General features: G+C 45.2%; 14 protein-coding genes. 7 read left to right on the top strand and 7 right to left on the bottom strand.

Annotated features, from left to right (window positions below):
* Window positions 1-217: 217 nt before the first annotated feature.
* Complete coding sequence (locus AC06MN_RS09845) at window positions 218-3,490, bottom strand: UvrD-helicase domain-containing protein (protein ID WP_475672201.1); 3,273 nt, start codon at window positions 3,488-3,490, stop codon at window positions 218-220.
* Window positions 3,491-3,493: 3 nt separating this feature from the next.
* A complete protein-coding gene (locus tag AC06MN_RS09840) occupies window positions 3,494-7,960 on the bottom strand; it encodes a translocation/assembly module TamB domain-containing protein (RefSeq protein WP_475672200.1) in 4,467 nt (1,488 codons plus the stop codon).
* A gap of 64 nt (window positions 7,961-8,024) precedes the next feature.
* Here AC06MN_RS09840 and tsaD point away from each other — a divergent pair, with 64 nt between their 5' ends.
* The gene (gene tsaD / locus AC06MN_RS09835) at window positions 8,025-9,050 is read left to right on the top strand and encodes a tRNA (adenosine(37)-N6)-threonylcarbamoyltransferase complex transferase subunit TsaD (RefSeq protein WP_475672199.1); all 1,026 of its coding nucleotides are present in this window, start codon (window positions 8,025-8,027) and stop codon (window positions 9,048-9,050) included.
* Window positions 9,051-9,139: 89 nt separating this feature from the next.
* On the opposite strand, the gene AC06MN_RS09830 is transcribed toward tsaD, so the two are convergent.
* Complete coding sequence (locus tag AC06MN_RS09830) at window positions 9,140-10,561, bottom strand: AAA family ATPase (RefSeq protein WP_475672198.1); 1,422 nt, start codon at window positions 10,559-10,561, stop codon at window positions 9,140-9,142.
* Window positions 10,562-10,717: 156 nt separating this feature from the next.
* Between AC06MN_RS09830 and AC06MN_RS09825 the strand changes: the two genes are divergently transcribed.
* From AC06MN_RS09825 to AC06MN_RS09810, 4 genes are read left to right on the top strand one after another with little or no spacing between them, the layout of a single operon-like run.
* On the top strand, window positions 10,718-11,350 hold the full coding sequence (locus AC06MN_RS09825; RefSeq protein ID WP_475672197.1) for a hypothetical protein: 633 nt from the start codon (window positions 10,718-10,720) through the stop codon (window positions 11,348-11,350).
* Between the two features lie 21 nt (window positions 11,351-11,371).
* Complete coding sequence (dgt, locus tag AC06MN_RS09820; RefSeq protein WP_475672196.1) at window positions 11,372-12,685, top strand: dGTP triphosphohydrolase; 1,314 nt, start codon at window positions 11,372-11,374, stop codon at window positions 12,683-12,685.
* Window positions 12,686-12,700: 15 nt separating this feature from the next.
* Entirely contained in the window at window positions 12,701-15,133 is a 2,433-nt protein-coding gene (locus tag AC06MN_RS09815; RefSeq protein ID WP_475672195.1) for a hypothetical protein, read from the top strand.
* Window positions 15,117-17,054, top strand: coding sequence for an AAA domain-containing protein (locus AC06MN_RS09810; protein WP_475672194.1), 1,938 nt, complete (start codon window positions 15,117-15,119; stop codon window positions 17,052-17,054). The genes AC06MN_RS09815 and AC06MN_RS09810 overlap by 17 nt, the downstream gene beginning before the upstream one ends.
* Here the strand turns inward: AC06MN_RS09810 and AC06MN_RS09805 are convergent.
* The 4 genes from AC06MN_RS09805 to rpe form a co-directional block, all read right to left on the bottom strand.
* Window positions 17,014-17,364, bottom strand: coding sequence for a 7(1) septoil knot domain-containing protein (locus AC06MN_RS09805; RefSeq protein ID WP_475672193.1), 351 nt, complete (start codon window positions 17,362-17,364; stop codon window positions 17,014-17,016). The genes AC06MN_RS09810 and AC06MN_RS09805 overlap by 41 nt on opposite strands.
* 96 nt (window positions 17,365-17,460) lie before the next feature.
* Window positions 17,461-18,873, bottom strand: a complete 1,413-nt coding sequence (locus AC06MN_RS09800; protein WP_475672192.1) for a hypothetical protein — start codon at window positions 18,871-18,873, stop codon at window positions 17,461-17,463.
* Between the two features lie 476 nt (window positions 18,874-19,349).
* The gene (locus AC06MN_RS09795) at window positions 19,350-20,813 is read right to left on the bottom strand and encodes an aminoacyl-histidine dipeptidase (RefSeq protein ID WP_475672191.1); all 1,464 of its coding nucleotides are present in this window, start codon (window positions 20,811-20,813) and stop codon (window positions 19,350-19,352) included.
* Window positions 20,814-20,997: 184 nt separating this feature from the next.
* Window positions 20,998-21,648, bottom strand: coding sequence for a ribulose-phosphate 3-epimerase (gene rpe / locus AC06MN_RS09790; protein ID WP_475672190.1), 651 nt, complete (start codon window positions 21,646-21,648; stop codon window positions 20,998-21,000).
* Window positions 21,649-22,151: 503 nt separating this feature from the next.
* Between rpe and AC06MN_RS09785 the strand changes: the two genes are divergently transcribed.
* Both AC06MN_RS09785 and AC06MN_RS09780 read left to right on the top strand, forming a co-directional pair.
* Window positions 22,152-22,478, top strand: a complete 327-nt coding sequence (locus AC06MN_RS09785; RefSeq protein ID WP_475672189.1) for a hypothetical protein — start codon at window positions 22,152-22,154, stop codon at window positions 22,476-22,478.
* Window positions 22,475-25,549: fibronectin type III domain-containing protein (locus tag AC06MN_RS09780; protein ID WP_475672188.1), on the top strand; the 3,075-nt coding region annotated here is incomplete at its 3' end. The genes AC06MN_RS09785 and AC06MN_RS09780, both read left to right, overlap by 4 nt.

The following is a 25,549-nucleotide window of genomic DNA, read 5'->3' as shown; positions in this document are numbered from 1 at the left end:
TTGTTTTTTTGGGGGCAAAAATATACAATTTGACCATTTTATGACCCAAACCTACAAAACCCACAAAACCTTTCTCTATCCACCTTTGAATCTCGCAACCGCTCGATTCAAACTTTTTTCCAACCGACATCTTTCATTTTGGGTCTAAAAGTATATTATTGCCCTAATTTTTGCTTATGTGTATGCAAAATCATGTAATGATATTAAAATCAGTGTCTCAAAACAGCGTATCCATTACCACTTCTTCCACTTCAATATCTGCTCCTAAATAAATAAGGTATGCGGAAATTTCCTTTGAAACCATGCCTTGCAAGGCTGAAATGTAGTTCTTCAGTTGCAGGTGGTGCTTGGGGTCTTTTTTGCCGGTCTTGTAATCGAGCAGGAGGATGCGGTCGGGCAGTTCGGCAAAGCGGTCAGGACGCAGGATTTCGCCGTTGGAAAGGATTTCACATTCGTTTCTCACTATGGCTTTTGGGGCAAATGCTTCCTTAACAATTGAATTTTCTGTAACCTGTACAAATTTGTCTTTCAGTAAATTAGCGGTTTCCTCATCAATGGAGCCATCGGAAAGATAGGGGAGGAAAGCCTTGTCGATGTCGGCGCTTGTCTCAATGTTGGAAAGAATTTCGTGAACCAGTTCGCCCCATTCGTTGGGCTGCATTTTGTCGTTTTCCGAAATCCAAAACATGCTTGGTGTCGGGTCAATCTGAATCTTTGAAAACCAATCACTTGTGTTTGATTCACAAATCTGTTTCTTCTCGGATTTGTCTTCGTTTTTCGCTTTGTGAATGAAATCAGGGTCGCCAAATTGGTAGATTGTGTACACGCCATCAATTGTAAGGTCGCGGTTAATCTTATCCTCATGGCTTTTCAGATAATCTTCAATGACATTGATTTTATCTTTTTTGGCACCGGATTTTGCCAAGACATAAAGCCTTTCAACGGGACGGGTGAAGGCGACATAAAGCAAATTGCAATTGTCCAATCGGTTGCTTTCTTCCTCTTTTTCATAGATTTGCGCTGCAACTTCGCCTTCAAGTTTTGCGTCGTTTGTCATTTTGAACAGCACTTTGTCGAGGTTCGGGATGGCTTCGAATCCCAATTCTTCCGGCGTGACCCAAGTCTCGGCAACGGCATTGCTGCCTCCAATTTTGCTGTCCAAATCGGTGATGGCTTCGGGATAGATTACTACGTTGAATTCCAAACCTTTAGACTTGTGAATGGTCATGATTCTGACCGCATTGCCGCTAATGGATTTCACGGCAAGCTTGTTTTTCTTTTTGTTCCAGAAATCAAGGAAATCCATGATGCCTTCTTTTCCGGCGGTTTGCCAGCTGAACATTTCGTCCAAAAGGTAATTCAGGAAGGAATCGCTGGTTGAATCGAAACCGTAAATGCGCATCAATGAGGAACATAGGTCATAAAGGCAAGTGGAACGCGAGAGCGTTTTCTGAAGCAATCCAGGTTCCCCAATGCCGAGAATGGTTTCAATGTCGGCGTTTCCATCGGCAATGTCGGCAACGGCGTCAAAACAGCCGTTGATGGATTTGTCTTCTGTGGCGTTGCTTGTAATGCGTTGATAATAAAGTATTTCTGAAATTACCGCTTTGTTGTTTTTCTCAATCAGGTGATGCAAGGTGCTGATGATAAGTTGCACTTTGTCCGATGATTTCAGCAGAATCGATTCGTTGGATAATACTGGTATTCCGTTATCATTCAAATAGTTGGCGATGATTGAACCTGTGTCCGTTTTTCGGGTCAGGATGGCGATATCGGCGTATGCGTAGCCTTTGTTTTGTGTCAGTTCATCGATGATTTCCTTGATTCGGCTGAGGTAATAGTCTTTTTCGCTGTCCTTGCTGAAAAGGTCGATTTCAACGAGTCCTTGGCCGCTTTTCTTGGCTTCTTGCTCAATTTTCACTTCCTTTCCATGCGTTTCATCCACGTTGACATAGACTTTTTGCGATTCTGTTCCTAAATGGCTGATGGTTGCGGAAAAAAAGTCGTTGTTGAAGTTCACTATATCGCTGAACGAACGGTAATTACATTCAAGATTTTTGAAAGAAAAATTGCTTGTCAACGTTTCTTGGTAATGCTCGAAAGCATCATTTCGCTCGTCTTGGGGAAGTGCGTGAATTTCAGGAAGTTTGACAATCTGCTCGACTTCACCGCTGCGGAAACGGTAGATGGATTGCTTGCCATCGCCGACAATCATGCTCATATTGCCGCTGGCTAATCCATTGTCAATCATTGGAATAAGGTTTTGCCATTGCAAAATCGAGGTGTCCTGAAATTCATCAATGAAAATGTGCTTGTATTTTTCGCCAATTCTTTCGTAAATGAATGGAACTGAGAAATCACCTAAAACGCTTGAAATGAGTTTATTGAACTCCGAAATATGGACAATGTCTTCGTCTTCGGCCAGTTTTTCCATTTCGCTGCGGATTTGGGTGCGCAAGGCATATAAATATAGGAGTTCGCGCTGCGAATTGTAGAAAAGATATTCGGCCAGCCCTTTTTTGTAGTCTTGGGCAAATTGTGGCAGGAAAGTCATAAGTTCATCTCCAATTGCGTTGAGGCCTTCTTTCCCAAATCTTTTTTTAGCTTTTGCGGAATACCATTCTTCGCCATTTATTACTTTCTGAACATAGCTGTTTGGAGCCTTAAAATCTTTGTTTTTCAGGTTGTTGACGAATGAAGGAAGTCCTTTGCTTCCATAATAAAAATCTTCAGTTTGCAATCCATGTCGGCTGACAAAAGCATCAAATGTCTTGATGAAATCGTCAACTAATTTTGGGAATGAATCCATTTTCGCTTTCAAAAAACTGTCGGCCTGCTGATAACTGTTTTCTGAGTCTATCGTGTTGGTTTCGTAGCGGTTATATGCCTTTTCCGATAACAGTTTCTTGGCAAATCCAGCGAGTTTTGAGGACAAATCGAATTTCTCTTCCTTGTCAAACTGATTGTTGATGAAGTTTTTCAGAATGGCGACCAGAAACTTGTTGTCATCGTTGATTTGCATTCCGAGATTGGCAACAACCGTGTCGACGACCTCGTCTTCATCGATGCTGACGGAATATTGCGATGGCAGTCCCAAATCGCGGGCAAACGAGCGCGAAATTTTTTGCACAAAGGCATCAATTGTGCTGACGCAAAAACTGCTGTAATCGTGAATGATTTGAGTGAGAAGCAGTTGTGCATTGTGCTTCAATTCTACGTCCGAAATGCCTAACTCATCAATAAGGTCGGCTTCCATGGTGTTTTCCTTCACTTCGCTGCTGCTGCTGATAGCCTTTAAATCCTTGATTATCTTGGCTTTCATGTCGTTGGCCGAAGCGTTGGTGAAGGTGATGGCCAGAATGTTCTGAAAATTCCTGACCTGTTTTTCACTTTTCAGGCAGAGTTTTAGGTATTCCTTGATAATAGTATAGGTTTTTCCGGAACCTGCTGAGGCTTGGAAAACCTTGAAATTCTTTGCGTTATAGTTCATAATCTATTGTTCTTTCGTGTTGGTCTTTTCCGTAAATGGCCTTTCTGGGACAAGTGTCCGCTTTTTCTTGAAAATATCGCGTAACTTGTTGAAACTGTGGCTGTAGGAAATACCTAAACCTTGTGTGTAGGGTGACAATCGGTCAAATGTATAATCATAAAGGTAGTTGTTGCTGTTAGAATGATTGTAGGCATGTAACTGTAGTTTCCCTTCCTTGCTGATTTTCCAGTAAATGTCGAATTCGCCAACGATGTTGGAAGCGTTTGATGCTGCGGTGTTGGTTGAGTTGACCATACCGAAATTGGTTTCAATGGTCAGACGATTGTCGAAAAGCTGTGTTTTCATAGCAATTTGCAGCTGTTCGCTTGAAAGTCGGTCGCCAGGTTTGTAATGTATACCTACGTCGAAGTTCTGGCTGATTTGCGATATCCAGTTTGTAAGTTGGTTGGTGACGACATCAAAATAAGCTGTTCCTCCGGTGAAATAGGTTGAGGCTTGAACATTGCTGAATGAATTGAGGATAAGCAGCGAGATGGCTTGTTGGGTCATTGCCGCCTGATTGGTGGTGTCGAGAATGGTGAAAATTGCGTTTCTGGTGTCTTCGGTTGTGTTCGGGAATCTGATGCCGAATGAAATGTTTGGATTTGTCAGCGAATTGGAGAGATGGATGAGGCATTCCACGTTGACATTGTTGAATTGTGATGAGGTGCTGTCGATGACGATGCCCAAAGAACTCAGAGGTGCTGTCGTCGAATAAACGCCAGTGACATTGATTGAACCTTGTGCGGGGTCGCCGACCCAAGAAATGGTGCCTCCCTTTTGAAGTTTCAGGTTTTTGCTTATGATGTTGCCGTAGTTGATTTGCAGTCTACCGTCATCTATCTGGTATTCACCAAAAAGGGTGAGATTTTCTGATGGATTGCTGCCGATTTTAATGTTGCCGGAACCAGTCGCTTCCAAAGTTCCGAAATCGCTTGGAAGCAGGATTTTTACTTTTGCCTCGTTGGTCAGGTCGATGTCGAGATTGAGGCCTAAATTGCTTTTCGCTTTCTTTTTTGGAATGTCGAGTTCGGTGCTTTCGGCTTCTGTTTCTGGTGCTGGAACAAATGTGATAAAGTCGTTTTCCTTGACGGTTGAGGAATTGTTTAAAGGAATTGTAATTTTAGTGCCTTGTCTTGTCAATGCTTTGATTTTCAGTTTGATGTCGTTGGTTGGGCCTTTTATTTCGACAATGCCGTTGGTGATTGCCGTGCCGTAATAATTCGGGTCATCTTTGAAAGTCGTTGCCAAGACCAGGAAATTCTCAGGTAGCAAGGTGATGTTTAAGTCGAAGTCCTTAAGGTTTTTATGCTTGATGTTGCCGACAACTCGAGCTGAATGTCCCAAAGTGTCGGTTAAAATCATGTTGCTGAGTTCTATTTCGTTTTCAGAAAGTCTTATTGTCGGACTGAAGGTGTAGAAGGTCTTCAGATATTCGATTTGGCAGCCTCCGTCTTCGATGGAAAGTTCGCCTTCGATGACAGGTTTTTGAATGGAACCTTTTATTGTGAAGCCTCCATTGCCAAGTCCTCGTATTCTCGACACGATGCCTTGAGTGAAATTTGAGAGGCTGCCTAATTCCAGACTGTCAAGTTTAAGATTGAAGTTGAGGTTGTCTTCTTTCTTCTCGGTATCGTAAAATCCGCTTAGTGTAAATGTCGGTTTCCCAAAATTGACAATGGAAGTTTCAAGGAAAATGGAATTGTTCAGATAATCCCAGTAACTGTTGACGCGCAAGTCGCCCATTTTGTTGCCGTTCAACTTGAAATCGTTGATGCCGAGATTGGCAAGGATTGACGGATTTCCTTTCAGGTCGCTGACTTGTGCGTTACCATCAATGATTCCGTCGAGATCAAATCCCATTCCTTTGAAAATCAAGTTGAAAGTAGATAGATTAAAACCGTCGAAATAAGCATTGATGGTGTCGTTTTTATAATAAGGAACATGTCCGTCAATTGCGAATCGTTGTTCGTTATGCGAAATTTCTAAGTTTTGAATGGAAATCCTGTCGTCGTCGAAGACGATACTGTTCAATGGATTGATGCTCCAGACAGAATCGTTGATGAGCAATTCGGCCGACTTGATGTTGAACCGTCCGCCGGTTTCTGTAGGGTTGAAAATGGTTTTGATGTCGGCGCGGCTGTTGTTCTGGCTCTCTTGATCATTCCATCTCAAATTGGCGAAGATGGTGTCGCTTTTGAGCGTGTTTTCAAAGACAAAGTTTTCGAGGCAAAGTCTTGCAGAATCGTGTTCGGTGCTGTCACGCAAAATGATTTCATCGATGTTGAATCTTGCGATAGTGCTCCTTGGATAGGTAAGTTGCTTATATTCAAAGTCGTTGATGACGATGTTGTTGAATTTTGCTCCTTTTGAACGCAAAGTCATGTTGAGCGTATTCGTCCTTGAGGTGAAAGTTCCGTTTAAGGTAGTGTTGTTTGCCAATTGCAGTTGAGGTAGCAACAATCTTGTGATAGTGCTTGGGTCGTTGATGTTCAGGTCTATAATGAAATCTTGTTCTTTTTTGTCCTTGATTTTCAGGTATTTCTGAATGTCGTTATCCCATTTTGGGATATTGGTGTAAGAGTCAAGGTAGATTTTGACGGCGTTTGGCAAACTGGCAAAATTCATCAGCCCTGCCATTTGGAACGTGAAGAAGTCGCAATTGATGTTGATGCACCGTTTCAACAGTTTGTCGTTCACTATGTTAGCATCAAAATGTTCCATGTTGTAATTGCCACGGCTGTCGGTGTAGTGGGTGTTGTCTAAACTCAACGAGCCTTCTATCTCGTCGGGGTCGAATCCAACGAAATCGGCGGTGATTTCTGTGTTCAGAATTGAAAGCGAATCGTTTTTGATGATGTTCAGACTGCGAAGGTCTGCTTTGTTGACGATGGCGGAAAAGTCGCCATGTGGTTTTTTTGTGTTGAAATCGGCGAGACCATTAAAATCAAGGTCCAATTCATCGTCCTTGATGCTGATTTTGCCGTTGAAACGTTTGTCGGTGAGTCGTCCGTTGAGTTTGATTTTATCAATTGTATTGTCTAAGACGTAAGCGTTGGAAGCCTCGCCGTTGATGTCGAATTCCATATTTCCTTTGGGCTTTTTCCGTCCTGCGATTTCGGCATTCAAATCGATGCTGCCAACGAAATCCGAAGCATTTGCAATTGTGCCAATGTCAATGCGTTTAGCTTTGACTTTGCCGGAAAAGGCATTTCCGTTGCTGCCTTGCTGGTCCATGTTGAAAGAAGCGATGATGTTACCGATGCCCGAAGTGATGTTGGCGTTGGCCAAGAAATCGTTGTATGAGCCTTCAAAATTGAGTGAGATATTACCGCTACCCATGCCTTTGAGCGATTCGGGCAAAGGTATGGTGATGCTTTCGCTTGGAATATAGAAGTTTGCCAAGTCGTCGTAGGTGTAATGCATTTTGCTGATATTCAGCGTGTGCATTCCATTGTCGAAATCCTCTGGATGCATGGTCAAAGTGCCTTCGATGGTGGTTTGTTCGCCGATGCCGATTTTCATGTCGTCGGCCTTGAAATGCTCGATAGGGCCGGTAAAATAAGTCTCAAAATGCACTAAATCAGGCATTTTGTACATGACGGTTGCGAAAGCGCCGATGTCGGAAAGCATGATGTCGCTGGGGAAGATTTTCGTGTCGAAATAGACGGAATCGGTGAATGTGTCCAAATCGCTGAAATCGCTGAAAAGCATTTTCAAATCCATGTAGATCTGGCTGTTGTTGGTCTGAAGGTGCAGGCCGTCGACAATGATTCCCGAAGGCGAAACGTCAGCCAAACCTTGCATGTCTTTCAGCTCAAAACCGCATAAATCTTTGGCTGTCAGTTTGTTGATGTTGGCATGAATGGAGTCGCCTATAATGGCAATGTCGTTTGCATTGAGGTTGACATTGTCCAGGACAAGGTGGGAATAATCCATCTTGTTGGCTAAGGTTTTCTGCAAATCGGCCTGATCCTGTTTCCACAATTGGAAACTGACGTTGCTTAATGCAACCTGGTCAATGTAAATTTCGGTCGGTTCCGTTGGCTTTTTCTGGACCGTATCCGATGATTGGAAAGCGTTGGCAATCGGTGCAAAATTGAACTCGTCTTCGCCTTCATATTTGATGAGATTGGCCGTCACGTCTTTTAACTCGGCTTTCGCGATGTGGATTTTCCCGTTTAGCAAGTCCTGCACGACAAATTTTGTCCTTAAATTTCCAATAGTTGCTAAATCGTTGTCTTTTAAATCCTTAATGTAAAAATCGCCAATATAAATGCTGAGATTCGGAGCTATGTAAAGTTTTCCGATTTTTATTTTCGCACCTGTTTTCTCAGAGAGGTATCCACCTGCAATTCTTGCCGCAAACTTCTGAGTGATAGTGTCTTGAACGGCAATGAAAAGACTGGTGACTGCCGATAAAATCACCATGATGAGAATTAGTATGCTATGGATAATCTTTTTTTTGATAATTTTGACCCTCCAAATTTTAGCTATGAACGAATATATTTTAGGCATCGAATCATCGTGCGACGACACCTCTGCCGCAGTTCTTCAAGGCACCTGTGTCTTATCAAATGTCATTGCTAGTCAGAAAGTTCACGAGAAATACGGAGGCGTTGTCCCCGAACTCGCTTCGCGTGCTCACCAGCAGAATATCATACCCGTCATCGACACGGCTTTGAAAGAGGCAAAAATAAACAAAAATCAGTTAAGTGCGATAGCTTTTACACGCGGTCCCGGACTTTTAGGTTCTTTGCTCGTAGGAACCTCATTTTCAAAGGCTTTTGCGCAGACACTGAACATCCCAATGGTGGAAATCGACCACATGAATGCCCATATTTTGGTGCATTTTGCCACCGATGCCACCCATACCGAGGTGCCAGAGTTCCCATTTTTGTGTCTGACTGTGTCGGGAGGCCACACCCAAATCGTTGTCGTGAAGGATTATTTCGACATGGAAGTCATCGGAAAAACCATCGATGATGCCGCCGGCGAAGCCTTCGACAAGACGGCGAAAATCCTTGGTCTGCCTTATCCTGGCGGTCCGATCATCGACAAGTTGGCCAAAATAGGAAATCCGAATGCCTTCACTTTTGCAAAACCTCAAATCCCTGACCTTGATTATAGTTTCAGTGGATTGAAGACCAGCATTTTATACACAGTTCGCGATAATCTGAAACTCAATCCGAATTTCATTGAAGAAAACAAGGAAGACCTTTGCGCTTCGGTGCAGCACACGATTATTGATATTTTGATGAGCAAGTTGGTGAAGGCAAGCAAGATGACTGGAATCAAAACGGTTGCTATTGCAGGCGGTGTTTCGGCCAATTCGGGCTTGCACGATGCCATGCTGGCGATGGGCGAGAAGTACCATTGGAAAGTGTTCATTCCTCGCCTCAGCTACAGCACCGATAACGCTGCAATGGTCGCAGTAGCAGGCTATTACAAGTTCCTGAAAGGCGAATTTGCAACTCAGGATTTGACGCCATACGCCCGTCAAAGCCTGAATGTGGAGTGATTCCATTTCCTTTTATGCGGTACTATAACTTGCGCAATGTGGCTTAAAAAGTGAGATTGCGCAAGTTTTAATATGGCATTATGCTTTTTTTAATGGAATAAATCGGACAAAGTCAGTTCGTTTTGTACGATTGACGAATGGGTGTTCTGGGCAAGTCCTTTTGATGTTATCATCGTCAATCTCACTGATTTAGATGTCTTTGATTCTTCCCTGAAGACTTCGATTTTATTGGTGAGTTCCTTCTCGTATTTTGCAGTTATTGTAAAATCCCTTTTTGTGTATTTCATCTCGCAAAGGTTGATTGCATCGTCTTTTCTGTCGATAAGCAAATCGATTTGGGCACCTTTTTTTATTTTGTCACTTTTCCATGATGCGATTTTTGTTTCCACTCCGGCAATGCCCAAAGCCGCTTTGATTTGCTTGATGTGATTCAGGCAAAGAATTTCAAAGGCATAGCCGCACCAACTGTCGTGTTGCGCCGTTGTCATTGAGTCGACCCAAAAATGTTCGTTTTGGTATTTGTTCGTTTTTACAAAGCGGAAATAGAATAGCATATATGGGTCAATCAATTGATACAGAGAACTTTTCTTTTGCTTGTCAATGGGCAGGTACTCCCTGATGAAACCGCAGCTTTGCAACTCATTGAGCATGGTTGTCAATCCTCCGTTGTTGGGCAGGTCGGTTTGTTCCAAAATGTCGAGCCTCGTTAAGCCGATGCCTTTGCTCGAAATTGCCTCAAGTATTTTCATGTAATTCGTTGAATGGCTGAATAATGAATGTATCAAATTTTGGTATTCGTCAGATAGTTGGCCACCAATTTCAAAAAACAGGGCATCGATGTTTTGTGCGACGCTAAGTCCTTTTCTCATTTGATTCATGTAGAAAGGAACACCGCCCATAACCATATAACATTCAGCAATTTCGCGCTCGGCATAGCCGAAATGGTTCAGGTCGAAGAAATCCTTACATTCTTTCAAGGTAAATGGTTCAAGCAAAATTTTGTGTGTGAGACGGTTGTGCAGCCCTCCACGATTGTTAATCAGTTCGTTAAGCATCCATGAAGTTGCCGACCCGCAGGTGATGAGTTTGATGTCGTTGCGCAAAGATGCCCAACTGTTCCAAAAATGTTCCAATGCACTGAGGAAGCGTGATTTAGGCGTGTCCAACCAGGGCAGTTCGTCAATGAAAATCACCTTTTTTCCTTCGGGCAATGTCTCTAAATATTTTGATAAGGCATCAAAAGCATAAAGCCAGTTTTTGGGGACTTTAATTTCTGTTTGGGCATATTTTTCAAGTGCAAAAGCGAAATTCGTCAGTTGATCTTGCATGGAAACATTGTCCATTCCTGTCAGGAAAAATGCAAAATTATCATTGAAAAACCGCCTTACCAAATATGTTTTTCCAACGCGCCGACGACCGTAAATTGCCACAAATTCAGACTCTTCCGAATCTAAACAGCGTTGAAGAATCTGTTGCTCTTTTTCTCTTCCGATGATAGTCCTGTTATCCATATATGCGGTATTAAAATCAGCGCAAAGTTACAAAAAAAATAAGATTGCGCAAGTTTTAATATGGCATTGATTAAAATTTGATCTGTTTCAGTGATTATTTTGGAAATGGCAAATTTCTTTTCCTTATCTTTGCGCAAGCAATAGGATTCGTTTCAATTGGAAAACATCGCGCCGAAATATGACACTTGTTTCTTTGAACGGTATGCCAAAATATCGTTGGAGACTTTGCTTGGTGAGCATTATGCCAATCTTGTCAATCTCGACAGGCCTGATTTACAGGATAATGAGCGTGGCATTGGCATTGAAGTCACGCGTGCCATTCGTGAAGATGTCAACGTGGCCCATGCCTTGATCAACGAAATGGCAGGCGATGAAATCATGGAGGTGAACGATGTTGACCGCGATAACATTGCACGGACTGGCTATGCCTACGGTCTGGGCGATGGCAACATGATGGGCTTGAAGGAATATGAATATTGGTCGTTGGCCATGCCGATGAAACGCATTCTTGAAAACAAAATCCGTAAGGTAAACAACAGGTTTTATGGTGATTACAACGAATTTGGACTTTTCGTTTTCACAAAGGAAGACCTCACAGAGGAAGACATTCGCCGCGTGATGGATTTCGCCATGCAAGCCCAAGAAGGCTTGGATGTTACCTACGATAAATTGTATGTTTCTCAAATTCAGATGCTTTACGTCTGCGACTTGAATGTTAATTCGTTTGAATCGTTCAAGGTCAGCAAGAAATTGAGACAATTGTTTTACGATAAGGCAATTGAATTGTAAATAATTGATAAGCAAAAGAGTATGGACTGGAATTCCCTTCTCTCACTGAAGCGTTGCGCTTCGTCGCACAAAAGTCTTGATGTCCGCACCAATTTTCAGCGCGATTACGACCGCATCATTTTTTCAAGTGCTTTCCGCCGTCTGCAAAACAAGACGCAGGTCTTCCCGTTACCGGGCAGCCAAATGGTTCATAACCGATTGACACACAGTTTGGAAGTGGCAAGTGTTGGTCGTTCCATTGCACGCATGACTTCGCAGAAACTTGTTGAGTTGCATCCCGAACTGGATAAGGTTTTGAATGACATCGACACAGTGGTGGCAACGGCTTGTCTGGCTCACGATTTGGGCAATCCGCCTTTCGGTCATTCGGGCGAGGACGCCATCAGCAGTTTTTTTAAAGACGGGAAGGGTAGGGAACTGAAAGATAAGGTTTTGCCATCACAATGGTCCGATCTGATTTCATTTGAAGGCAACGCCAACGCATTTCGTCTGCTGACGCATCGGTTTGCGGGGCGTCGCGCTGGCGGTTTCTCGCTGACGGCGGCAACTTTGGCTACGCTGATCAAATATCCATATCCGTCGTATGATAAAGGTAACCGAAAGAAATACAATGTCTTCTATTCAGAAATAGCGGATTTCAAACAGGTGATGGACGATTGCAACATTCCGTGCATCGACAGCGGGCGTTGCGTTTATGCGCGGCATCCGCTTTCCTATATGATGGAGGCTTCCGATGACATCTGCTATTTGATTTTGGATATGGAAGATGCGCACAAGCATGGCATTATCGCCACAGCCGACATCGAAAATTGTTTTCTCTCGTTTTTCAATCCTGAAACGGAAAAGGATTTCTTCGCCTATAAAAACAATGTGTATGAGACAGTTACCGATGTGAATGAAAGGATGGCTTTCCTTCGTGCCATGCTGATTAACAAGTTGGTGAATTGCGTGAGTGGTATTTTTGTTCAAAACTACGAAACCATTATGGAGGGCGGTTTTCAAGGCAGCTTAATTTCGCTTTTGCCTGAATACGAGGAAAATGCCCTGAAAAAATGTCGCAATGCTTCGGTGAAAAACATTTACCGCCACCCGTCTGTGGTGAAAATCGAACTGACGGGTTTCAAGGTCATTGGCAGTCTTTTGGAGGATTTTACCGATGCGGTTTTGCATCCTGAAACGGCTTATAATCAGAAACTTCTGTCGCTGATGCCTGAACAGTTTAAGACTGATTCTGATGACATATATACTAAGGTGCAGTCGGTCGTGGATTTCATCTCGAACATGACGGATTTGTACGCCGTGCAAATGTATAAGGATTTAAGAGGAATTGATTGATTTAAACAATTGAAAATGAAAAGAATAGCACTGGTTATACTTCTTGCTTTAATGTTTTGCAAGACATACGCTCAAAACACTTTTTTCCGAACCGATGGCTTGCAGATTGCTGTTGATGAAGAAGGTTTTTTCACTTCCATTCAGGTCTGTGAAAACGAAATCCTGATGGGTTACAATTATCCGCTTGTCATGGCGTGCAAGGAAGGCCGTTTGGCAAGACCGAACCATTTTGTGCCAGCATACGGCACTTTGTATGAAGTAGGCTTTGAGGATGGTGGCTCGGTTTTAGTTAATGTTCAGGAAATGGATAATTATTTGAAAATTACTCTTGAGCAGCAGGAAAATGTGAGTTATGATGCCGTCTTGTTTTGTCCCGTGAAGGTTGCGCTTTGTGAGACGATAGGTGATATTATCGGTGTGGTTCAGGGCAAGAATCTGGCTTTTGGCATTCAGGCTTTGAACATTAAGACCAATGCTGGCATTCCGCAGGAATATGTCGGGAAAGTGCATGAACATTTCAATTATATGGGTGAAGATGCGGCGGTGTCAACTTCCAAAATTTCCTCTGAACGATTGGCTGCAACAAGTGTTGAAAATGGCGTGATGATGCAATTCTCGGCGCGTTACCGTGGCCGTCAGGAGTATCGGAAGGTGCAAGGCGTTGAGCAATGCCTTGTTGAGCCAGTGCAAGACGATGACAGGTTGCTGGAAGGTGCTTCGGTGGCTTTGTTCGGCTGCCGAAAGTCGGAGGCTTTATCACGCATTGGCGATATTGAAGTTGCTGAAAATCTGCCACATCCGATGTTTGATGGCGAATGGGGAAAGACTTCGCGTGCCGCTATGAAACCTTATATCATTTCCGATTTTTCGGAGAATGACTTGGATTTCGTTTTGGAAAAATGTCATCGTGCAGGCATGGAGTATCTTTATCATATTGAGCCGTTTGCGCATTGGGGGCATTTCGATTGGTCGCCTGAATTTGTAAAAGGTGACGACAAGGCGGTTGCGCGACTTGTGGCGCGTGCCGAAAAAGAGGGCGTGAAAATAGGCGTTCATACGCTGTCGAATTTCACAACGACTGATGATTCGTATGTTACGCCGCTGCCTTCCAAGCATTTGCTGAAACAAGGTGTGGTGAAATTGCAAACCGACATTACCGCTGACCAAACTGATTTTGCAGTTTATAATTCATCGCTGTTTTCCCGTCCGATGACTATCAATGTCTTGCAAATCGGTGACGAACTGATTTCGTTCCGTACGGCGGAACGCACGGGCGACATTCAGGTTTTACATAGTTGTACCAGAGGTGTTTACGGGACGAAAAAGTCGGCTCATTCGAAAAATGAAACGGTCTACAAACTTTGGGATCATCCTTACAAAACCTTGTTCCCCGACTTGGAATTGCAGGATGCTTTCGCCGACCGAATCGTTGAGATTTTCAACAATACGGGTCTTTCACAAATTTCGTTTGACGGTTTGGAAGGCTGCTCCTATACGGGACAAGATGATTATGCCGTATCGCGCTTTGTGTCACGCTGCTATGAAGGCTGGGACCACAATGTGCTGAATGATGCCAGTCAGTTGAATCATTACAATTGGCACATCCATTCGCGCATGAACTGGGGTGAACCTTGGGGCGAAGCCATGCGCACAGGACAAGTCGAGGCACGCATCAAGAATCAGGATTTCTTCCGTAGGAATCTGTTTCCGAGGATGTTGGGCTGGTTTAAAATCAGTCTCGCCGACCGCAAATATGAATGTACGACTTTGGAAGATGTGGAGTGGGCCATGTCGGAAGCCGCTGGCTTCGATGCTGGTTATGGCATGACGATTTACATGAACGCCATGCGCAATCACGGTCAACTTGACGATTTGCTTGATGCCATGAAAAACTGGGATGCGCTGCGTCTTGCCGATGCTTTCAGCGAGGCGCAAAAACAAAGACTGAAAGACCCTTACACGGAATGGCATTTGGAGAAATCGGATGATTTCACGTTTTTGTTGTACGAAATGCACATTTCGCGCCGTTTCCGTTGCGATTTCAACGATATGCAGCCTGGACAACCGCATGGCGCTGACTGGCAGTGGAATACACCTTTTGAAGGCGGTTTCGCTTTGCGTATTCACGTGGAAGGAAAGGGTAGTATGACGAATCCGTGTCTTAGGACTGCTGATGACGTTCTGATGTTTCCATGTACTTTAAAATCGGGGCAATATCTGTTGTTTGATTTTAATGGAAAGGCAATCGTTACGGACAAAAACTATAATTTCATCGCTTCGGTTGAACCACAAGGTGCTGTAACATTGCCGCAAGGTGATTCGGCGGTTTCATTCAGTTGCGAATCGGTGAAAGGTGAAGACGATGAATTGCCGGAAATTTCGGTGCGTTTCATGACGCGCGATTTGCCTGAAAAAATAGTTTTGACTTCTTATGGGAAGGCTTTTTGAATCGCTGCAAAGTCAGATTGAGCTGCTGAAAAAGGAATACGAGTACGAAAAGGATTCGTATCTCGAGCGCCTGAAAACAGCACCCATGTCGGGACGTGCCGCCGATGGCGATTGCTGGTTCCCGATTCGTTTGGGCAATTCGTTTTACAATGCCACTAACCAGCTGGTCGTGGAAATTACATTCGATGGCGACCCTCAGGAAGAAGAGCAGAACAACGATTTCGAACCTGGCAAAGCGGTGAATTTCTTCTGTTGTGATGCCAATGGCAAAATCGTTCCATACAATTACACTTGTTTTGTGAGTCTTGTGAAAGGCTATCGGATGCAGGTCGTGGTCGGCAATTTCCAGGTGCTGCAGTCGCTTCTGTCATTGGCTGAGCGTTCTGTGCTTGGCATTCATCTTGGCATTGATGATTTCTCTTATCAGGTGATGCAGAACGCTTTAAGTCAGGTCGTTGATGCTACTGATGAGAGATTCGTGCGGTTGCGGAGCGTGCTTGTCGGCGAGCGGCAGCCTGAATTCAGGGATTTGCAGTATGCTTCCATTCCTTGGCTCAATGCGAGCCAGAATGTGGCTGTGGCCAAGGTGCTGAATGCCCGCGAGACCGCTGTCGTACACGGTCCGCCCGGAACGGGAAAGACGACCACACTGGTGGAAGCCATTTATGAGACCTTGAAGCGCGAGACCCAGGTGTTGGTGTGCGCTCCGAGCAATGCCGCCGTCGATTGGATCAGCGAACAGCTGTATCGTCGTGGCATTTCGGTGTTGCGCATCGGCAATCCTTTGCGTATCAATGATGTGATGATGGAGTGCTCCTACGAGTACCGCTATGCTAATCATCCTGATTATCTGGAACTTTTCGGTGTCCGCCGTTCCATTCGTGATTTGAATGTGAACCCGAAAAAAGGGGAGAAGGAGCAAAACCAGCTACGGAAACTGCAACACCGCGAGATGGAATTGGAGGTGAAAATCCGCGAGGAGCTGTTCAATACTTCGTCGGTGATAGCGTGCACTTTGATTGGCAGTGCCAACCGCTTGATGGAGCGTCGCCATTTCGGAACGCTTTTCATTGACGAGGCGGCGCAGGCTCTCGAAGCGGCATGTTGGGCGGCCATCCTGAAAGCCGACCGCGTTGTCTTTGCCGGTGACCATCAGCAACTGCCGCCGACCATCAAATGCATGGAGGCGGCAAAGGGCGGATTGAGCCGTACCTTGATGCAGAAAGTGGTGAAAGCGAAGCCATCGTGCGTGACGCTGCTTGAAGTACAGTATCGTATGAACCGCGCGATAATGGAGTTCTCGTCAAGGCAGTTCTATCATGGAAGGCTGAAAGCCGACCCCTCGGTGGCCGATAGTCTGATTTCGCCAATCGACAAGCCTTTGCTGTGGATTGACACCTCGAAATGTGATTTCAATGAACAGCTCAACCGCAGCCAAAGCCGTATGAATCAGGAAGAAGCAAAGCTGCTGATGAAAACGCTGATGGATTATGTGAAGCTGATAGGCATGGAACGCATGTTGCACGATGAGGTTGATTTCGGCATTATCTCGCCTTACAAGGCGCAGGTCAGGCTGTTGCGTAGGTATGTGCGCAACAACCGTATGCTGAAACCTTTGCGGAAAAACATTGCTGTCAATACGGTGGATGGCTTTCAGGGACAGGAACGCGATGTCATCTTGATGAGTTTGGTGCGCGACAACGCAAGAGGCGACATCGGTTTCCTCAACGACTTGCGAAGAATGAATGTGGCCATCACCCGTGCGCGTAAGAAACTGATTGTCTTAGGAAATGCCGATACCTTGGGCCAAAACAGATTCTACGAAAAACTGATTGCCTATTTTCAGGCTGAAGGCGACTTTGTGACATTAGATCCAAATCTTATTTCAACCCCGGAAACGATTCCACCAGTTTTACCTTGATGTCGGGGAATGATTCCACAATCTTGACCTTGACATCGGGAAATGATTCCACAATCTTGATTTTTCCGCAGTCATCGGGAAAGGATTCGACAAGTTTGACATCCAAATTTTCAAACGAACTGACAATCTGAACCTTGATGTCGGGAAACGATTCCACGATTTTCACTTTCCCATACAGAGGGTAGGTTTTGCCTTTTACGGTTATGGTACATTCGTTCTTGTCGATGCCGTCGGGTTTCTTGTCCTTGTTTTGTGAAAAGGCTGGGCAAGCAAATAGCAAAAATGAGGCGATAATGAATAATTGTTTCATAATGTGAGTTTTAACAGTTTTCTTACAGCAAAAACCGCACCAAAAAAAACGGAGAGGCATCTCGTCTCTCCGTTTCTACATTGATGTGGTGTTGCCTTATCTGACAACAACCTTAATGGCGGCATCGCCAGCCTTGACGATGTAAAGTCCAGCCTTGAGGCTGATTTCACATTCGCTGACTTGGCTGCGTGTGGCCACATTGCGGCCTGCCATGTCGTAAATGCTCACTTCGACAGGTTCGTCGCATCTGACGAAAACCTTGCCATCAAGACCTGCGGCTTGAATACGGATTTCTTCACCGTCTTCGTTTACGCCTGTCGTGGCTGAATAAAAAACATCGATGGTTGTGCTGCTGCTGTCGTAATACTCGAATCTGTTGAATTGTGTCCATTTGTTAGCCATCTGGATGCCTGTGATCGGGTCGGCGGCATTGGTGAAATAACCAGAAAGCACTCCGTTCCAAACGTCTTGGCAGCCCATGATTTCATCGCTGTTTGCCGTGAGGTCGTAGATGCATTCGTTGAAGCTGCTTTGCAGTAATTCCCCTTCTTCGTAATAGAAATTATTAACAACAGAACGGTTCCCGGCTTCATCATATCCGTATTCATCGTGCAAATAAGGTGTCAATTCGCCGGTCTGGTAAATGTCGGAAGTGGTTGTTGAAACTAATTTTCCGTTTTCGTATTCTACAACAGTCTGGCTTGTCACCACCCATTCACCTTCTTCCCAATTGCTGTAAGTGATGGTTATGACATGACCTTCGGCATCGTAGCCGTGGACGTTTTTGGCTTCATTCTTCCAATCTTGGGTTGCTTCGTCCCAACTCATTTGCAGGTCTTCGCTGCAATCACCGTCTTCGTTGTAGGTGCTGATGTCACGGGCTGTGGGCTGCCATTCCTCGGTCTCCGAGTAATAACCGTAAACGTCGATGGTAACGACATTGCCTTCGTAACTGTATTCTTCGCGGCTTCCAGGAAGGAGCTGTGGCACTTCGCCCCAAAAGTCGAACCACCAAGTTTGTGTGGTTGTCAGACGGCCTTGCTCGTCATAGGTGTATTCGTAGCGGTCGGTGATGCCCCATTCGCCGAAATTGAGGGCGTTGTATTCAAAAGTGATCAGATAGCCGTTTTCGTCATAGGTGTAGATTTCGGTGGCTGTGTGATCCCATTCGGTTGCGTTGACATCTTTTGAATGGTGTTCAATCGTTGCGATGAGGTCGTTTTCGTATGCGCTGACGAGACGGTCGTGGCCCCATTCGGAATAGGTCGTCTTCACCAGGTTGTTGCCTTTCCAGTCGTATTTGTACGACTCGGAATAGTTGTTCCATTCGTTTGTGTAAACGAGTGAATCGAGCGAAGCTGTGAAATCGTTTTCCGAGCGGTTTTGCTGGTTGATTTTCTGTGCTTTTTCGAATGCTTTTTCTGCTGTGAGGCTGCACTTTTGCGGGCCTTGCGCCATCAGGGCGGAACCCATGCCGAGCAATGCGGCGATAAGTAAAACTTTCTTCATGTGATTGTGTTTCTGTTGGTGATTATGTTGAAAAATGTTACTGTAAACATGATGGCGCAGAAAAATGCTGGTTGTTATTAACTGAATCCATAAACCCATTCAAAATCAGTAAGGATTTTTTGTGGGATTTTTAGTAAGGATTTTGAGCAAAGCGACCTTAAATTGAGAGAGGCTTCTCTGATTTTTGGTAAGATTTTCAGTGTGGATTTTTGGAAGGATTTAGAAAAAATCTCCACGAAAAATCCTAACAGATAATCTTTCTGAAAATATTCAACCTTTATTTATCAATGGTCGGGCTTTGCCCTCAAAATCCAAACTGAAAATCCGTTTGAAAATCTTGACTAAAAATCAGGAGTGGTGGTAATTTACACTGACTGCATTTTGCATTTATATGTTTTGTCTTGCGCCATGAAGTGTTTGATTTCCTGTAAAAGAGTAGTGCCAATTGGCACTACTCTAACTTATTGAATTTCTGATTATTTCTTAGGAGCATTCTTGAGGATGTCGCACATGAAATCCCAGAACATCTGTACGGTCTTGATTTCGCAACGCTCGTCAGGTGAGTGAACGCCACGGAGTGTAGGGCCGAATGAAATCATGTCCATGCCTGGAATCTTGTCGCCGATGAGACCACATTCCAGACCGGCGTGAATGGCCTTCACTTTCGGATCCTTGTTGAAACGTTCCTTGTAGCATTTCACGGCGATGTCGCAAATCACTGAATTTGGATTTGGCGTCCAGCCCGGATAGCCGTCGGTGTGCTCGACATCAGCATCGGCAAGGTTGAAGACTGAAGCCACCATGTTGGCGACATCTTCCTTCGACGATTCGATGGAACTGCGTTGTGAAGTCTGGATGAAGAAGAAGCCTTCCTTGCGCTTTACGGAAGCGAGGTTGGTCGATGTCTCAACGAAGTTCGGGATGGTTTGCGACATGGCGATGACGCCGTGAGGGCTGGCATACAATGCGTTGAGCAATTCGTATTGCGACATTTCGTCGATGACAACATCCGGCTGGATTTCAGCGACTTCTGCCGTAACTTTCAGGTTAGGTTCGGTCACTTGATATTCCTGACGGAAATCGGCTTCAGCCTTCTTGACGTATGCCAAGAAACCTTCGATGCAGTCGTTAGGGATGTAAGCAACGGCTGTGGCTTCGCGTGCAATGGCGTTGCGGAGGTTGCCGCCTTGGAAATCGTAAAGGGCAAGGTCGTACCAAGTCGTGGCTTGGAAGAGGATGCGGTTCAAAAGCTTGTTGGCGTTGGCGAGGTTCTTGTTGATGTCGTCGCCCGAGTGACCGCCCTTCAAGCCGCTGACCGTAATGCGGTAAGCGGTGGCGTTTTCCGGTTTCGGTTCCAGTTCGTACCACATCTTGATGATGGTGTCCATGCCGCCGGCGCAGCCGATGAAGATTTCGCCTTCGTCTTCTGAGTCGAGGTTGAGGAGGATGCGGCCTTTAAAGTCTTTAGGGTCAAGTTTTTCGGCACCTGTCAGACCGGTTTCTTCGTCGATGGTGAAGATGCACTCCAATGGACCGTGTTCGACTGTCGGGTCAGCGATGACGGCCAAAGCGCCGGCAACGCCCATGCCGTCGTCAGCACCAAGGGTGGTGCCGTTGGCGTGAACCCATTCGCCTTTGATGACGGCCTCAATCGGGTCGTTTTCAAAATCGTGGACTTTGTCGTTGTTCTTTTCGCAGACCATGTCCATGTGTGCTTGCAGGATGATGGTCTGACGGTCTTCCATGCCAGGGGTGGCGGGTACATTCATGATGATGTTGCCACATTCTTCCTTGATGTAATCCACTTTGTGGTCTTTAGCCCATTTTTCCAAGTAAGCCACCATTTTGGCTTCTCTTTTCGATGGACGCGGCACGCCTAAAATGCCGTGAAATTCTTCCCAAATACCTTTTGGGGCAAGGTTTAAGATACATTCGTTCATGATGCGATATTTTTTTGATTTAAAGATTTAATGTTTGACTATTTGACTATTTGACATTTAGATATTTAGACTTTTTACGGCCTTTTTTGAGGCCGTCATTCCCGCGTAGGCGGGAATCTTATTATTAATACTGAATAATTAATTTTTTTGGTTTTGCTATTTAATTCTCATAACCGAAAACCATTTAATTCATTTTCAACAGTTTAATCGTTTCAACCGGATTCTCCGACTTGAACACGGCATTGCCGGCCACAAGCACATCGGCGCCAGCCTCAAACAGCGCGGAAGCGTTTTTCGTGTTGACACCGCCATCTACTTCGATGAGTGTCGTTGCACCTTGCTCAATAATCATCTTGCGCAGTTTCTTGATTTTTTCGTAGGTGCGCTCGATGAATTGCTGTCCGCCAAAACCAGGGTTGACCGACATGAGCAGTACCACATCCAAATCGGCAAGGATGTCTTCCAAAACGGAAACGGGTGTGTGGGGGTTAAGCACAACGCCGGCTTTAACGCCCAGACTTTTAATCTGTTGCACAGCGCGGTGAATGTGCGTGCAAGCCTCATAATGGAAAGTGATGATGTCGGCACCGGCTTTTGCAAATGCTTCAAAGTAATGCTCTGGGTTGACAATCATCAGGTGAACATCCAAAGGCTTTGTGGCTTGTTTCTTAATTGCTTGAATTACAGGGATTCCAAAAGAGATGTTCGGCACGAAAACGCCGTCCATCACATCGCAATGAAACCAGTCAGCTTCGCTGCTGTTGACCATTTCGACATCTTTTCCCAGATTCAGGAAATCGGCCGAAAGAAGGGAAGGGGCAATCATTTTTTGCATGACAAAATAATTTGCTACAAAGGTAGAAAAAAAGAATGAAATGAAACTTTGTAAGTAACGCTAAAAAAATATGTTGTAACACATCTAGACATTAGCCGTTGTTTTCTTGAAGAACGCAAATAGCCACAAATTATCAATAAATCCATTGGAATTTGAATGATATACAACTAATTATGATTTTTAGTGATTTATGATTCATTTACGAAAATTTGCGTTTTGCGAAGCGAAAAAAACAACTATTAGCATTATAGGTTATTTTTTAATTATCACTAAAATTCGATTTGCAGATGATGAGAATTGTGATGCTTGATTTGTCCGAATGATTCATGCAGCCCAAAGCGTTATCATCCAATGTGCTCAATAATTTGAACGTCTCTACAGCGGATGGTTAATGCCCTAATGATAAATCTATTATAGATTGTGGAAATAACGTCCACAAATGAAAAAAATCACGAAATCGACTAAGGGTAGAGCCAAAGTTATTAGTCTAAATGGTGTATTGCATGCATACACATATTTTAATTATGACGTCAAATCATACACAATCGAAGCAATTTTCATTTACGGCATTTTGCCGTATGGGCGATTCTCCCCGTTTCGCTGTGCTTCCGCAATACACAGAATCTACAGAATCATTTTCCAACGGTTTATCCAAATCTCTTGTTTCCCAGCCCCTTGCACAACATGAAGTTTGCATGACAAGGCCAAAGCGTTATTTAAGATTGATTCTTGCAGCCAAGGCAGGCGGCTTGCCGCAGGCCGGAAGTTGCAGTTTCAATAGTAAGTACTTATTATTAACCTTTTTATTAATTAAACTTTCACAATCATGAAAAAGAGTTTTTTCACTCTGATTCTGACCTTGTTAGTGGCATTTTTAAGCCCTAACTTGGCGAGTGCCTTCGAAATCAACATCGGAGGCCATGAAGGTGCTGATTACAGTTACTACGCTCCGTTCTGTAATTACTACCGTTACTCGTATGCCCAGACCATTTATCCGGGCGACCAAATCATCAGTACCGATTGCGACATCACCAGCATCGCTTGGGAGATTCATGCTACAGCAAATCTCACCTGCTCCTCGGTGAAGATCTATCTCGGTTACGCTAGTGACGAGCGTTTCAGCTCAGCCACTTGGATTCCTGCTTCACAGCTGACTTGCGTCTATAGCCACACAAATGTGACTATTGGCGGCACAGCCAACACATGGCAGACTTTCCAACTCGACTCACCTTTCCATTACCAAGGTGGCCGTAATCTCGTTGTCGCCGTTGCCAAGGAAGCATCTTCCTACAACAGCAGCTTGACTTTCTACGAGTACAATGCTACCAACACCAGCTTGTACCGTCAGAGCGACAGCTACACCTATTATGCAGATTACACCGACAACACAGCCGGTTCGCTGCGTAACTACCGTCCGAAAATCAACCTGAACGTTGAAGTTTCCGGCGGTTCAAGCCTGACCATCGTTCCTGACCCAATGGACCTCGGTCCTCGCGCCAACGGCGTTTGGAACCGTCCGTTCATGGCTGCCTTGAACAACATGGGCGCTCCTACCACCATCAATGGTATCGACACCGAAAACCCATTCTTCATGGTTCAGGACATGAGCTATCCATTTACCATCGGCATGCAGACCGAACAGGAATTCCTCATCGAAACCGGTGAAGCCACTGGCGACCAGACCGGCAGACTCGTAGTGAGTTATTCCGACGACCGCACCGTCATCATGGCCGACATGACCGCTTTCGCTTACGATCCTGTTTGCCCTGACGTTTGGGAATTGGCCCGCAACGTGTCTTCGTTCCCTTACAGCGAAACCATTACGCCTGCTTCACAGAGCATCTACGACAACTACCTCCTCCCTGGCAACAAGGAAGATGGTCCTGATGCCGTGTTCAAACTGACCTTCAACGAAGACGTGCTGCTCAATGCTGATGTTGAAGGCGACAATGGTAAGATTGCCTTCTATCAGCCAGGCTTTGGCGGACAAGGCGGTCCTGGTGCCGACAACTACTATGGCGGCACATCAGTCGACAACTTAAGGGAATATGTCTATTTCATCGGTAATGATGAAAATGGAACTGTGAATACAGTTGGCCGTTTCGACACTTCTGATCCGCTGAACACCGTTGAATATTTGGGTGTTGTTCCTTCTTCTATCACGAACAAGAATCTTTATGGTGGTGTCAAGCAAGGCGATGACCTCTATTTGATTTCTTATAGTGGTAATTTGTACTGCCACTTCGACATCAACAACCTGAGCACACCGCTCTATTCAACTTCCATGTCAGTTTACTACACTATGGCAACCAACCCTGTCAATGGTAAGACTTACATGCCAACTTCATCTGCTTTCTATGAAATTGACCTTGAAACAGGTGCCCAGACTTATGCTTTTGCACACGATGGTGGCGATAATTTCGCATGCGGTATCTGCTTCACTGAAGAAGGCCGTTGCTATGGCATCAAGTCAACTGGTCACGACAGCTGGTTCGGTGAAATCGATATGAACACCGGTCACTGGACAGTGCTCCAGACCCTGCCTGACTTCGAAACTTCCGGCACTATCCGTGGTTTGGGTTACTCAAAGAAATACCATACTTTCTATGCTACTTCAGCTGGTAGTTCAATGAGCAGCCGCCGTTTCATGATGATTGACCCAGATCTGGGTGTCACTCAGACTTACTACGTGCCAGACAGATGGTTCGAAATCCTGAGCATTGAACTCGAAGATGTCAGCCGCGACCGCGAAGATGATTACATCAGCGTCGGCGGTGACTTCCCGATCAGCAACATCACTGTTCCTGCCGGTACTTACTACCTCGCAGCTTCATCAACCGCTGATTCATTCACAGTCAACATCAACCCTGAAACGCTTCCATGCCCAGAACAGGCCATCAATCCTTCACCAGCCGACGATGCTGACGGCATTGCTCCAGCTTCAGTCGTCCTGAATTGGGAATTTGCCAACTACACCACTGAATATCGTCTGGTCTTTGGCAGCACCTATTACTGCGAAGAAACCCTCGTTGACTGGACAACCGACCTCGCTACCAGCTACACCGTTACCGACCTCTTCAACAACACCAACTACTTCTGGAGAGTCGACACCCGTAACAGCGAGTGCGAAACCTTGGGTCAGGTCTGGGGCTTCACAACCACATTCAACGCTCCTACCAACCTGCACGCTACCAACACCAACGGTGCCAACATCTACGAAGGCGAAGCCCTCAACCTGGCTTGGACAGCCATCCAGGACCGCACCTTCCGTCAGTACAACATCTACCAAAACGGTGAACTCATCGGCAGCACGCCTCTCAACAGCTCAGCTACCACCTACACCGTCAACGGTTTGGACTACAACATGGACGGTTATGTGTTCTACGTCACAGCTGTTTACGATGAAGGCGAATCAGGTCCTAGCAACGAACTTTACGTCCACGTTTCAGGCAACGGCAGAGTTGCAGGTCACGTCTACGAACAGGACGGCGTCACCGGCATCGCTGGCGCTACCGTCACCTTCAACGGCACTGACGAATTCGGCCGCACCCGTTCATACGACTTCATCACCGATGCTACCGGTGCTTACGGCGGCGACATCCTGTCTGGCGAATATAGCGGCAAGGCAGAATGCAACGGCTACCAGCCCGTTAATGCTCCTGTCTGCGGCAACCCTGTCGATTTCACCTACGCACAGACGACAGAACCTGTCGATTTCGTGATGAACGAAGTCTATACCCCAGTCGGTGAAGTCATCGCAGAATACTATCCGGATCCAGAAGATCCAGAAAGCCCATACGTTAAGGTTTACTGGGGCTGGAACATCATGAGCGCCATGATCGAAGACTTCGAGACCGGCGACTTCTCACAGTACGACTGGAACATTCCTGCACAGTATCCA

It is taken from the genome of Candidatus Limimorpha sp., assembly GCF_056203535.1.
The sequence above is the reverse complement of the archived record's forward strand: the minus strand, read 5'-3'. Positions and strand labels throughout refer to the sequence as shown.